9 protein-coding genes are annotated in these 13,607 nt (G+C 51.5%); 5 read left to right on the top strand and 4 right to left on the bottom strand.

Going from position 1 to position 13,607, the window contains the following annotated elements:
* Nucleotides 1–27: 27 nt before the first annotated feature.
* Nucleotides 28–1,254 (bottom strand): LCP family protein, encoded by a 1,227-nt coding sequence (locus HCN83_RS07595; protein WP_168005986.1) that lies wholly within the window; start codon nucleotides 1,252–1,254, stop codon nucleotides 28–30.
* Between the two features lie 188 nt (nucleotides 1,255–1,442).
* Here HCN83_RS07595 and galU point away from each other — a divergent pair, with 188 nt between their 5' ends.
* The 3 genes from galU to HCN83_RS07580 all read left to right on the top strand — a co-directional run bounded on the left by galU (nucleotide 1,443) and on the right by HCN83_RS07580 (nucleotide 5,128).
* On the top strand, nucleotides 1,443–2,321 hold the full coding sequence (gene galU / locus HCN83_RS07590) for a UTP--glucose-1-phosphate uridylyltransferase GalU (protein ID WP_343033672.1): 879 nt from the start codon (nucleotides 1,443–1,445) through the stop codon (nucleotides 2,319–2,321).
* 17 nt (nucleotides 2,322–2,338) lie between these two features.
* Nucleotides 2,339–3,670 carry a UDP-glucose dehydrogenase family protein gene (locus HCN83_RS07585; RefSeq protein ID WP_168005982.1) on the top strand — a complete coding sequence of 444 codons (1,332 nt, stop codon included), beginning with the start codon at nucleotides 2,339–2,341 and terminating at the stop codon, nucleotides 3,668–3,670.
* Nucleotides 3,671–4,183: 513 nt separating this feature from the next.
* A complete protein-coding gene (locus HCN83_RS07580) occupies nucleotides 4,184–5,128 on the top strand; it encodes a nuclease-related domain-containing protein (RefSeq protein ID WP_168005980.1) in 945 nt (314 codons plus the stop codon).
* A gap of 849 nt (nucleotides 5,129–5,977) precedes the next feature.
* Here HCN83_RS07580 and HCN83_RS07575 read toward each other — a convergent pair.
* Complete coding sequence (locus HCN83_RS07575) at nucleotides 5,978–7,492, bottom strand: SH3 domain-containing protein (protein WP_168005978.1); 1,515 nt, start codon at nucleotides 7,490–7,492, stop codon at nucleotides 5,978–5,980.
* Nucleotides 7,493–7,738: 246 nt separating this feature from the next.
* On the opposite strand from HCN83_RS07575, the gene HCN83_RS07570 reads away from it, so the two are divergent.
* Both HCN83_RS07570 and HCN83_RS07565 read left to right on the top strand, forming a co-directional pair.
* A complete protein-coding gene (locus tag HCN83_RS07570; protein WP_168005976.1) occupies nucleotides 7,739–9,268 on the top strand; it encodes an AbgT family transporter in 1,530 nt (509 codons plus the stop codon).
* 930 nt (nucleotides 9,269–10,198) lie between these two features.
* Nucleotides 10,199–11,197 (top strand): LCP family protein, encoded by a 999-nt coding sequence (locus HCN83_RS07565; RefSeq protein WP_168005974.1) that lies wholly within the window; start codon nucleotides 10,199–10,201, stop codon nucleotides 11,195–11,197.
* Nucleotides 11,198–11,234: 37 nt separating this feature from the next.
* Here HCN83_RS07565 and HCN83_RS07560 read toward each other — a convergent pair whose 3' ends face one another.
* The gene (locus tag HCN83_RS07560; RefSeq protein WP_168005972.1) at nucleotides 11,235–12,155 is read right to left on the bottom strand and encodes an SDR family NAD(P)-dependent oxidoreductase; all 921 of its coding nucleotides are present in this window, start codon (nucleotides 12,153–12,155) and stop codon (nucleotides 11,235–11,237) included.
* Between the two features lie 27 nt (nucleotides 12,156–12,182).
* A complete protein-coding gene (locus HCN83_RS07555) occupies nucleotides 12,183–13,592 on the bottom strand; it encodes a sugar transferase (RefSeq protein WP_168005970.1) in 1,410 nt (469 codons plus the stop codon).
* Nucleotides 13,593–13,607 lie beyond the last annotated feature (15 nt).

Here is a 13,607-nt window from a genome sequence, read left to right as displayed (position 1 = left end):
CCCGGCTTGATTAGCCGAGGGCGTATATTACCAGGAGTTGTTATCCGTCGTTTCCCACTCTTCATTGTCTTCCGTACCGTTTTGCTGACCTGACTGCGTATCGTTCTCAGCGCCGTCCTGCTGCCAGCTTTCTTCTTCCGTGTTTTCACTATTGTTCCATTCATCGTTTTCCATACCGCCGGCGTCTTCATTGCCGTCGTTTTCATTCCACTCCAGATTCGGCTCTCCGCTCGGCTCTACTTCATTGCCGTCGTCACCGCCTTCCAGCGCCTCTTCAAACTCCGGATCAATCGACGCGCGCAGACCTAAATGAACCTGCAGGCGCTGCCTTGTTTTCTCAAGCGAGAATTCATCCGGCTGGTAGTAGTAAACGCCGTCCTGCATCACGCCTTCTCCGTCGTAGCCGAACGACTCGATGTTATCGAGCTCGGACGCGTAGGCGTGCATGTCGACCATGTCGTTAAACGCCACGTTCGTATACAGGTTGTTGCCGATCGCATTGAGCAGCGAATTGAAGTTTGTAATCGAATTGAAGGAAGCCATTTCGTCTACGATCGATGCCATTACTTCTTTCTGGCGTTCTCCACGGCCGATATCTCCTTGTGGATCTGATTTCCGCATGCGCACGTAAGCAAGCGCCTCTTCCCCGTCAAGCGTCTGTTCGCCCTCTTCGATTTGAATCGTGCCGTACGTCTGGTTATCCGTTTCCTCAAAGGCCATTGGTGAATCAATCGTCACGCCGTTTAACGCATCAATGATTTCCATAAAGGCATCGAAGTTGAGTGACACGTAGTAGTCGACCGGGATCTGAAACAAGTCTTCTACTGTATCAACGGTCAAATCCACTCCACCGTAAGCGTGGGCGTGGTTGATTTTATCCTCTGCCTGTCTGCCCGGGATCGGCACGAGCGTGTCACGGGGGATGTTCACCATTTTGATCGATGGTTCATCCGGGTTGAACGTTGCAAGTACCATGGCGTCGGTTCGGCCATCGAGATCGCCGTCGCGCGTATCCAGTCCTAAGAAAAGAACCGATACCGGATGGACATCTGGTTTGACCGCATCCTCGCGCTGTTCCGATTGATCGCCTCGCTCCAGCTCCACCTGAGATTCCGATGTAACGTTTTGTATCTGGGTCGCTACATAGGCGAAGGCACTTCCCGCTGCAAGCAGCAAAATGGCGAATGTTATAATAAGCGTTTTTAAGACGGGGCGTTTCTTTTTCTTATTTCGGGTCATGCGGGATTCCACCATAGGGACACTCCTCAATATATATGTGATGCTTGAACATTCGGACAAAAAACCTCAACAATTAATTCTACTTGACATATACCCGTGAGTAAAGATGCCAATTCTGTTTTTTTCAGCGAAGGGTGCCATTTGTTATGATCTGGTAGTATAATGGGGACAGTTCATGTAAACGCACAGGAGGGGTACATATGGTGAAAGTACGTAAAGCTATTATACCGGCAGCGGGACTCGGGACGCGGTTTCTGCCGGCGACAAAGGCGCAGCCGAAGGAGATGCTGCCGATTGTCGATAAGCCGACGATTCAGTACATCGTCGAAGAAGCGATCGCATCCGGCATTGAAGACATCATTATTATCAGCGGACGCGGCAAGCGCGCGATTGAGGATCATTTCGATACGTCCTACGAGCTGGAAGAAACACTTCGCCGTAAAGAAAAGACTGAAATTCTGGAGGAAGTGCAAGCCATTTCCAACATGGCGAACATCCACTACATCCGTCAGAAGGAAGCGAAAGGCCTCGGGCATGCGATCAGCTGCGCGAAGCATTTTATCGGCGACGAGCCGTTTGCGGTTCTTTTAGGGGACGATATCGTCCGTACAGACGGCACGCCCTGCCTAAAGCAGCTGATCGAAGTGTTCGAACGATACAATTCATCTGTTGTTGGGGTGCAACCTGTCCCGGATAATGACGTCAGTAAATATGGAATCGTTGCGCCGAAGTCGACGGAAATTGAACCGGGCGTCATTCATGTCGCCGATCTCGTCGAGAAGCCGGCCGTGGAAGACGCGCCGTCGAACCATGCGATTATGGGCCGCTACGTGCTGCGACCGGAGATTTTTGAGATTCTCAGTAATCTCGCACCGGGCTCCGGAAATGAAATTCAATTAACGGATGCAATTAAAGAGCTAAACGAATCCCAGGTCGTGCTCGCCTATGAATTCAGCGGCAAGCGCTACGACGTCGGCGATAAGCTCGGCTTCGTGAAAGCGACCGTTGACTTTGCACTGGAACGTGACGACCTGCGCGACGATGTGCTGGAATACTTAAACACGCTTTCCGAGAAGGTTTAATACAGGAGGATTTTTTTATGACAAACATTGCAGTAGTTGGAACTGGATATGTCGGACTCGTTACAGGTGTCGCACTGTCTGAAATCGGACACAAGGTGACGTGTATCGATATTGATCAAGCGAAAGTGGAACGCATGCGCCGCGGGGAGTCCCCGATTTACGAACCGGGGCTCGATGAACTGATGACAAAAAACATTCAGGCCGGACGCCTGTTCTTTACCGCCAATCACGCAGAGGGATTCACCGATAAAGACGTCGTCTACATCGCCGTCGGAACGCCGGAAAAAGAAGACGGCACCGCCGATCTGCGCTTTATTAATCAGGTCGCGAAGGATATTGCGACGAACGTGAAGCAGGACGTCGTTGTCGTGACGAAGTCAACGGTGCCGGTTGGAACGAATGATCATATTCTGTCGGTCATTAAGGAGCACCTCGTGCATAATGTGGACGTACAGATGGTCTCGAACCCGGAGTTTCTGCGTGAAGGAAGCGCGATTGACGATGCGTTTCACGGCGACCGGATCGTGATCGGCGCTGACGCGGGCTACGCGGGCGACATGATCGAAGACGTGAACGAAGCGTTCGGGATTCCCGTTTACCGCACCGACGTGCGCAGTGCTGAAATGATCAAGTATGCGTCAAACGCATTCTTGGCGACGAAGATCAGCTTCGTGAACGAGATTGCGAATATTTGCGAGAAGACCGGCGCGAACATTGAAGACGTCGCATCCGGGATGGGCATGGACGGCCGTATCGGCCACCAGTTTCTCCGCGCCGGCATCGGCTACGGCGGCTCGTGCTTCCCTAAAGATACGAAGGCACTCGCACAGATCGCGGCGAACCACGATCACAGCTTTGAACTGCTGGAAGCCGTCATTCGCGTAAACAATGAACAGCATCGCTCGCTCACGAACAAAGCGAAGGAAGCGTTCGGTTCGCTGAAGGGACGCCGCATTGCGCTGCTCGGCCTTGCCTTTAAGCCAAACACCGACGACATGCGCGAGTCGCCTGCGATCGCGATCAGTCAGGAACTGCTGCTCGCAGGTGCGGAAGTCGTCGCGTACGACCCGATCGCAACCGAAAACGCGAAGCGCGTCATGCCAGAAGGCGTCACCTATGTGTCAACAGCCGAGGAAGCGCTTCGCGGCGCAGATGCCGCCTTTATCGTGACCGACTGGAGCGAAATCAAGTCGCTTGAATTGCGCGCATACGAGCAGTACTTGAAAGAGCCCTACGTATTCGACGGCCGCAACTGCTACTCTCTCGAGGACGTTGCCTCCACATCGCTGAATTACTATTCTGTAGGACGTAAAGCTGTTGTGAATGGAAAACTTGTAGAAACGGTTTGATTAGAGAGCAGCGGCCCCTGGCCGCTGCTTTTTTAGGTGGATAGGGGGGTGCCTAATCGTAACTTGGAGCCGCTATTCGTAACCGTAGCTGCTGTTATGCGAATGAATATCCGTTTTGTGCGTAGCGGAAGCTTCGTTATGCGGAACCTTTCTTCGTTTATGCGAACCTTTCCTTTATTTCTGCTTAGTCGTTGCTTTCGGCTTCAGCCGAAAGCGTCAATTCAGGTGAATGCGGGTGGCTTCGGCCGGTGCCGAAGCTTTCCTCTTGTGAGGGATCACTAATCGGAAGTGAAGGCTGCTATTCGTACCAGGTTCAAGCGTTGTGCGCACGGAGAACGGTTTTGTGCGTAGTAAAAGCTTCGTTATGCGGAACCTTTCTTCTCCTGTGAGTAACTATTCTCTTTTTATGAACTACTTTCTCTTAACTTTACTTAAGATGGATTGTTATCTCTTTCCAAAGAACAGGTGTTTGGTCTATACTTAATGGTAACTTTATATGAGAGGGGCTTGTACATGCTGCTTAATCCTAGAAAAAAGCCTTACTTCTTTTATCAATATGAGGCACTGCTGAGGCGGCTGCCGAAAACACATCCCTTATATCCTCGTGTGGAAGCTGACTTTTACCGGTATCGTGCCGGATTTTCAGGCGAAAAGGAACTAGACTATTACTTCGACTACCTCCCCAGGGACATTTCCTATTTTCATCAGCTTTACGCTTCAGTACCTGACAGCAAATTTTCGGTGCAGATTGACTTACTGCTTCTCTCCCCAACATTTATCAGCATCATTGAACTTAAACATTACGCCGGTTCTCTTTATTTTTCGAGCCATTATAATCAGCTAGTCAAAACAGCTGATGGTCAATCTGACGTGATGGCCTGTCCGCTCGCTCAAGTAGATCGCCAGCGCATACAGTTAGAGCGTATCTTAAAACACGATTTAAACAAGGAGATTCCCATTCTCACACAGGTTTTCGTCACTAACCCACGCTGTGAGATAAAAAGTGACCTGCCGATTCAAAACCTCGCTCATGTTGCGAAGCTGCCTGAAATCGTTCGTCAATGGAAGACGACTTATACTGAACCGACGTTAACGAAAAGTCAGATTACCAACCTTGGGAAACGTTTAGTAAATCGATTAAAAAAGGAAGAACGGAACCTGCTTTCTCGGTATAAGCTGGACCCTTCCATATTGAAATCGGGCGTTTTATGCAACTCATGTGATGCGATTATGGCTCGGCGCCGTGGTTATTGGGTATGTGCATTCTGCTTCGAGAGAGGGAAGAATCAGCATCAGCAAGCATTTAGGGATTATGCGCTGTTACATAAGACGACTATGACTTTAACAGAAGCGATGAATTGGGCAGGCATGCGCCGCGACACCTGCGGCCGCCTGATGCAGCAGCAGTTTAAGCGAGTCCCATCCGTTTATCCAGTGACCTATCAGTTAATCGATTAGGTGATCTCTAAACGTAACTGGGCAGCGCTATTCGTATCAGGTTCATGCGTTGAGCGTACGGAGGCCGGTTTTGTGCGTAGCAAAAGCTTCATTATGCGCAACCTTTCTTCTTTTATGCGAACCTTTCCTTCCTTAATGCTTAGTCGTTGCTTTCGGCTCGTACCGAAAGCGTCCATTCAAATCAATGTGGGTGGCTTCGGCGCTGGCCGAAGCCTTCCTTTTGTGAGGGGTCGCTAATCGGAAGTGAAGGATGCTATTCGTACCAGGTTCAGGCGTTGTGCGTACGGAGAGTGGTTTTATGCGTAGCGGAAGCTTCGTTATGTGGAACCTTTCTTCTTTTATGCCAACCTTTCTTTCCTTACTGCTTAGTCGTTGCTTTCGGCTCGTGCCGAAAGCGTCCATTCAAATCAATGTGGGTGGCTTCGGCGCTGGCCGAAGCCTTCCTTTTGTGAGGGGTCGCTAATCGTAAGTGAAGGCTGCTATTCGTACCAGGTTCAGCCGTTGTGCGTACGGAGGCCGGTTTTGTGCGTAGCGGAAGCTTCGTTATGCGGAACCTTTCTTCGTTTATGCGAACCTTTCCTTTATTTCTGCTTAGTCGTTGCTTTCGGCTTCAGCCGAAAGCGTTAATTCAGGTGAATGCGGGTGGCTTCGGCCAGTGCCGAAGCTTTCCTTTCTGTGATTGACCGTTAATCGTAAGTGAAGGCTGCTAATCGTATCAGATTCATGTGCTGTGCGTACGGAGAGTGGTTTTATGCGTAGCGGAAGCTTCGTTATGCGCAACCTTTATTCTTTTATGCGTAAGACAAAGCCATAAATGCAAAAGACCCCGCTTCAGCGGGGTCCAGCACTCTATTGGTAGTAACGCTTCAGTCCGTTCACAATATTACTTGCGAGTTTATCCTGCTCGTTCAGCAGCACGCTCAGGTCGCCGCTGTTGGTCATGAAGCCTGGCTCAATAAGGACGGACGGCATGTTTGGTCCGGTGAGAACTGCCAGACTGCGGTTGACCGTTCCGCGGTTGCGGAGTCCGGTACCGTCCGTGATGCTTGACTGCAGTTCCAAGGCGAGCATGCGTGAGTCGTTCGGGTGCTTGCCTGCTGAGCTATAAAGTACTTCTGCTCCGCTTGCCGAGCTGTTCGGGAAGGCGTTGGCATGAATGCTGATGAACAGATCAGCGCCGGACTGATTCGCAGCAGCAACCCGCTGACCGCCGCTCAAGTAGCTGTCGCCGGTACGGCTCATCACGACGCGGGCCCCTTCTGCTTCCAGCCGTTGACGCACTTTCTGGCTCAGGTTCAGGGCGATTGTTTTTTCATAAATGTTCCCTTGCACGACAGCGCCTGGATCGCGGCCGCCGTGACCTGGGTCAAGGAAGATTGTTTTGCCGCTCAGGCTTCCGGATCCGGAACCGCTTGAACCGGATGAAGTACCGACTTCACGCACGTAGCTTGCGTGCACGTAGGCCCAGCCGTTGCCGCGTTTAATCGTGTACCAATTGCCGTTCTGCTCGTGGATATCGACCTGCGTGCCACGTGTCAGGCTGCCGACGATGCTGGAGCTCGTGGACGGCTCTGAGCGCACGTTTAAGCTGTTCGCAGTGACCTCGCCTTTCGTCGTGGCTGCTTCAGGCGCAGAGCCGCCGGACGACGGACCCGATCCTTCTGTATTCACGAAGGAACTGTGAATATAGCCGGAGCTGATTTTGTACCAGTCGCCGCTTTTTTCCTGCAAATCGACTTTATCTCCGCGACTTAAACTGCCAACGATGCGGTTTGAAGTCGATGGTCCGGAGCGGACGTTCAGGCTGGATGCCGTAATTTCACCCGTCGCTGCACTGCTGCTCGCCGTTTTTTCTGATGAACCGGAGCTGTCACCCGTATTAATATACGAGCCGTGCACGAACCCTTCGCTGCTCCCGACTTTTATCTTGAGCCAGTCGCCGGATGTCGCTGTGATGTCGACCTTCTGGCCGCGGCTTAAGCTCCCGACAACGCGGTGGCTTGTAGACGGTCCGGAGCGGACGCGCAAGCTTCCGGCAGTCACTTCGCCTGTACCGGAGGCAGCTTCTGCGCTGCTGGACGAGGCTGTTTTCACAAAGCCTTTATGTATGTGACCCCATCCGTTATTAAAGCGAATCTGATGCCAGTCGCCTTTTGTCGCATGAATTTCGACTTTGGCACCTTTTTGCAGGCCGCCGATGATACGTGCGTTCGACGCTGCGTCTGCGCGGACGAATAACGAGGAAGCGGTGACCTCTCCCTGTTGCGCCTGTGCGTGAGCCGTTGTCGCGCCGCGCTCTTCAAAGCTGTACACAATAGAGAATAATAAAATAAAGATAAGTGCAAGTAAACTTGTTCGTTTCACGCGTGTCCCTCCCTTGGCACATTTTTCAGATTATTTCCTTTTACTGTATCTTAGTGCTTAGCATTTGTACATAGGAACAAGTACCAAACAGAAAATGAGATTTTCTCATACTTTCTCAAGCTGTCCTGCTAGTGGCAATTCTTTTGCAATTACCACTATTTTAAAACGCATTCAATTTTATGAAAATTTCCTTTAGGATGGAAGGTCGCATGTCCAAACTTACATATGAAGGGACGGTTTACCATTATGCCTGAGAAAAAGAAGAAAGGCTTTTTTCAGAAATTTCTAGACGGCATTGAAATTGCGGGAAATAAGCTACCGCATCCGGTGACGATTTTTGCGATTCTTGCTTTGCTCGTCATTGTCGCTTCAGCTATCATTTCCGCGATCGGCGTGAGCGTCGAGCACCCCGGTGAAGAAGGCGAGATCGTTGAAGTAACGAGTCTGCTTACGACCGAAGGGATTCAATATTTATTTTCCAGCATGGTCGATAACTTCATCGGCTTCGCACCGCTCGGCGTCGTGCTGGCAACGATGCTCGGGATCGGGATTGCAGAACGCACCGGCTTAATCAGCGCCTGTCTGCGGGGCTTTGTGCTGTCGATTCCGAAAGTCCTGATCACAGCCGGCCTCGTATTCGCTGGCATTATGTCCAGTGTGGCCTCAGATGCGGGTTACGTAGTACTCCCTCCTCTCGGGGCGGTTATTTTCGCTGCACTCGGACGACATCCGCTTGCCGGTCTTGCGGCCGCGTTCGCCGGCGTTTCTGCCGGGTTCAGTGCCAACTTATTCCTGTCAGCAACAGATCCGATGCTCGGGGAGCTGACGATTTCAGCAGCCGCAATCATTGATCCGGCCTACGCGGAAGGCATGAACATCGCGATGAACTACTACTTCATCATTGCATCTGTCTTCATGCTCACGCTCGTCGGTGCCTTCGTCACAGAGCGCATCGTTGAGCCTCGCCTCGGCGAATACAAAGGCGACTACCGCGAAAGCTTGAACGGACTGGAAGCAATCGAGAAAAAAGGACTGCTCTGGGCAGCTGGATCGCTTCTCGTGACGACAATTTTGTTTGCTCTCACCATCGTTCCGGAAAACGGTGTGCTGCGGGCAGAAGACGGCGGCATCGTACAGTCACCATTTATGGATTCCCTCGTTCCGATTATTTTAATCCTGTTCTTTATACCTGGTCTTATATACGGGATTGCGACGAAGAACATTAAGAGCGATAAAGATGTCGCGAACCAGCTGTCGGAAACGATGGCGGCCATGGGGATGTTTATCGTGCTCGCCTTTACTGCCGGTCAGTTCGTCGCTTACTTTGCAGAAACGAACATCGGCCTTGTTCTCGGCGTGTACGGGGCAGAGGCGCTCGAGGCGGCGAATCTGACCGGCATCCCGCTTATTCTCGGCTTTATCGTTGTCGCAGGCTTCATTAACTTGTTCGTCGGCAGTGCGTCTGCTAAGTGGGCGATGATGGCACCGGTCTTCGTGCCGATTATGATGCAGCTCGGCTACTCGCCGGAGCTGACGCAGATGGCGTACCGTATCGCTGACTCTACAACGAACATCATTACGCCGCTGATGACGTACTTTGCGATCATCATCGCATTTGCACAGAAGTACGATAAGAAGATGGGGATCGGAACGATGATCTCCGTTATGTTCCCGTATTCGATCTTCTTCACGATTGCATGGACGATCATGCTAATCATCTGGATGACGACAGGCCTCGATTTAGGACCTGGATCTCCAATTCATTACAATCCGTAAAATAGGACGATCCCCGGCAATCCGCCGGGGATTTCTTTGTGTAAATGAGAGAGGTTTAATGTAACGGGGAGAGACTTCTTCGTTAACGGGAGGAAGATGCTCGTAAACGAGGAAATGCACCTCGTAAAATGGGAATCGCTCCTCGTAAACGCCGATCCCCGTGCGAATAGCAGCCGTCACTTACGTTTAGGCTCGGGGCGGAGGGCTTCGGCACGGGCCGAAGCCTGGGGTGAGCTGGATGATTACTTTCACGTAAATGCAGAAAAGTTCCTCGTAAAGCAGCGGGATCACCTCGTAAATGAGGAATGGCACCTCGTAAAACCGGAATCCCTCCTCGTAAACGCCAATCCCCGTGCGAATAGCGGCTTTCACTTACGTTTAAGCTTGGAGCGGATGGCTTCGGCCTGAGCCGAAGCCTGGGGTTGAGCTGGATGATCACTCTCACGTAAAGGAAACAAAGTTCCTCGTAACGAAGCGGAACCACCTCGCAAATGAGGAATGGCACCTCGTAAAACGGAAATGGCACCTCGTAAACGCCAATCCCGGTGCGAATAGCGGCTTTCACTTACGTTTAGGCTTGGAGCGGAGGGCTTCGGCCGGTGCCGAAGCCGGGGGTCGAGCTGGACAATCCTTTTTTCGTTAAATGGGAATGCTTACCCACACTTACAGAAACGATACGCAGATCAGTTGGTTTCCTACGCATAAAAGCTGTTCAGGTACGCATAACGACGGTTTCAGTACACATAACGCTCCTCACTTACGCATAAGCCTGCCACCGATTTTACCCACACCCGTCATCTTTTTCTGCCAATTATTTTCCGACAGGTGTAACCCTTTCCTTTATAGAGCGTCCAATCAGATGAACCATAGGCAGGGAGACTGTTCTGTGGTACGATGCATGGGATTTGATTAGAGAAAGGGAGTATCCCGATGAGTGAAGAACTTCAGCGGTCGCGGCGCCCGGAGAAGCGTCCATCCCGAGTAAAAAAACTGTTTAAAGTAGCCCTGCTTTTCTTTTTAATAACGTTTATTGTGACTGGCGGTGTGCTTGGATATATGGTGTATCAGGTGCAGAGTGCGACGAACAGCTCGCAGGCAGAGCTTGATCGCGGGGAGAAGTCGGACATGCGCGACGAAGCGGTCGACCCGGTTGATGACCCGGTGTCAATTTTGTTTCTTGGCCTCGACAGCCGCGAGGATGACTTGAGCGGACGCACCGATGCAATGGTGCTCGCCACGTTCAATCCAAACGATGAGTCCGTTAAAATGGTCAACATTCCACGTGACTCTTACGTGTACATGCCGGACCGTGATACAAATGACAAAATCAATCACGCCCATGCTTACGGCGGAGTGACGTCGACGATCAATACGGTTGAGCATATGCTCGATATTCCGGTCGACTATGTCGTCTCCTTAAACTTTACAGCATTCGTTGAAATCATTGATACGATCGGCGGTGTCGAAGTCGATGTGCCGATGCCGATTGCCGATACGGACAACGCGACGTACGGCACGATCGAAATTGAAGAAGGCATGCAGACGCTGAACGGCGAAGAGGCGCTTGCCTATGCGAGAATGCGCAAGCAGGATCCGCGCGGCGATTTAGGCCGCGGTGACCGGCAGAAGGACATCATTGAAGCGGTGATCCATCAGTCGGCAAGCTTCCGCACGATTACGAACTTTAATTCGCTCGTCGACAGCATGGAGCGAAATTTAAGCACGAACTTAAGCTTTGGCAACATGGTCAGCATGCATTCGTACGCGAACGACATGAATGACATCGAATCGCTCACCTTTGAAGGCGACGATTACAACGAAGGCGGCGTCTACTACTACCGCATTCGCGACGAGTCCCTCGCGGACGTTTCCGGTACGCTGAAAGAGCATTTAGAAATCACGAGCTCCACAACCGCTTCACAGGAATAAAAAATGGCCAGCCCCCATTTCGGGAGGCTGGCTTTCGTTATGCTTTATAGTAGTCCATTGTCCGCTGCAGGCCTTCGGCGAGTGCCACTTTCGGCTTCCACCCGGCTGTCTGACGAAGTTTTACAGAAGATAAATAGCTGTGGCGAATATCCCCTGTGCGAGGAGCGCCGTATTGAGGATTAAATTCTCTATTAGCGGCGTGACTAAGCTCCTTGAGCAGCTCATTGATGCTCGTCTGCGTTTCAGAGCTGACGTTGTAAACGCCGCTCACAGTTTCATGATCAAAGGCGGTGATTACCGCTTCCGCCACGTCCTCGACGTAGACGAAATCCCGCGTCTGTTCACCGTCTCCCTGAATGAGCGGCTGCTTTCCTGCCAGAAGCGCCTCACAAAAAATCGTAATCACGCCTGCTTCTGTTTCTACCGTCTGGCGCGGACCGTAAACGTTCGCAAAGCGGAGCGCTGCTGTGCGAATCGGGTACAGCCTCGCGTACGACTGGATGTACTGCTCGGCCGCAAGCTTTGACGTACCGTACGGCGACAGCGGCTCGGTCGCGGACGTTTCATCGATCGGCAGCTGCCCAGCGTGGCCGTAAACAGCGGCCGACGATGCGGAAATAAAGCGTGGCACGTCGTTTGCTTTTGCTGCTTCGAGCAGATGCACCGTGCCTAAAATGTTAATTTCCAGGTCCATATCCGGCTGCTCCAAGGACGGACCGACTTTGCTTTGCGCGGCCAGATGAATGACCCCGTCCGGCTTTGTCTCTGCAACAGCCTGCTGGACGTTTGCTTTATCGCGGATGTCGCCTTCGATTGCTTCTGCCCCGGCCGGTATGTTCGCAGCGGTGCCGGTCGTAAAGTTGTCGTAAACGACAACACGGTCCCCACGCGCGAGCAGCCGCTCGGCAACGTGGGAACCGATAAAGCCGGCTCCGCCTGTCATGAAAATTGTCTGCATATGAAAAGCCCTTTCTTCAAACGGAATCTAAAAGTTAAGCGACGATTTTTTGCGGTTGGACGCTTCGTCCTTGTTTTCCTCTTCCGGCCGTTCGATCGTGACCGATGTATCTTCTGCGCCTTCTGATTTCGACTTATCGAATACGACGAGGCACGTTTTTAAGATAATGATAATATCGAGCCAGAGGCTGTAGTTACGGATGTAATACAAGTCAAAGCGCAGCTTGTCCTCAGCATCCGTCGTATACTTCCCCATCACCTGCGCATAGCCGGTGATCCCCGGCTTCACGCGGTTGCGGTAACCGTAGTGGTAATACTTCTGCGTGAGCTCCTGAATAAAAAACTCCCGCTCCGGCCGCGGTCCGACGAGCGACATGTCACCTTTTAACACGTTAAACAGCTGTGGCAGCTCGTCTAAACGCGTCGCCCGGATCAACTTGCCGACTTTTGTAATCCGCTTATCGTCAGACGTGGCAAGCACCGGCCCCGTCGATTTTTCCGCCCCCTGAATCATCGAGCGGAATTTGTAAATCGTAAACGGCTTGTTGTACTTTCCGAGCCGCTCCTGCGAGTAAATGATGTCGGCCTTCGGATCTTCCAGCTTTACCATAATTGCAGTGGCAATGAGCGCCGGTGACGCAAGAATAATAAGAATCACCGCCGATAAAAAGTCAAACACGCGCTTTAAAAACACTTTATCCCACGTGAGCAGAAATGGACGGACGCCCATGACGAGCGTGTCATCCATCGGTGATGACGTTGCCTTCTGAAGCAGCAGCTCGTACAGCTCCGGAATCACGTAGACGACCTTGTTACGCTCCATCGCGTAATAAATGATCTGCGATTTCTTTTCCTTTGAAATATCGGTTGCGAGTACGACGAAGTCGACTTCATTTAAGTAATAGTTCAGTTCCTCAAGCGGTACGTGCTCGGATACGTGGCGCACCGCTGTCCCTTTCAGCATCGGGTGGCGGATTTTATAGAGCAGCTTAGACGCCGCTTCCCCGTCTCCGACTAAGAGCACTTTTCCAATTTTGTTTCCGCGCGTCACCTTCAGGTAGAGCACCTTGAACGTGACCATGAGAAACACCGTGAAAATACTTGCGATCAGGACGACCGATCGCGGCATCGCGAACTCACGGAATAAGTAGGACGCTGCCATCGTAAGAAACGTCATCAGCGCCGTTGCGACGAGAATTTTACGGACGATGTCACTGATCGTATGCTTTCGGTCTAAGCTGTACAGCTCATATACCGAGATGAAAAACAGCCCAATCAGCAGAATCCACGGCAGAAGCGAGAGAAACGCCTCCCAGTTTCGGTCCGGAAAGTCCAGATAGCGGATGTAAAATGCGCTGATATATGCTGCTAATATACAGAGTAAGTCCCCTAAGATGAGCAGAAATTTATGATTTCTCGTGTCATCCATGCTATACATGTCAAAACCTCTTTC

Origin of the sequence: Alkalicoccus luteus (genome assembly GCF_012034335.1) — a bacterium.
GTDB classification, from domain to species: Bacteria; Bacillota; Bacilli; order Bacillales; family Salisediminibacteriaceae; genus Alkalicoccus; species Alkalicoccus luteus_A.
The sequence above is the reverse complement of the archived record's forward strand: the minus strand, read 5'-3'. Positions and strand labels throughout refer to the sequence as shown.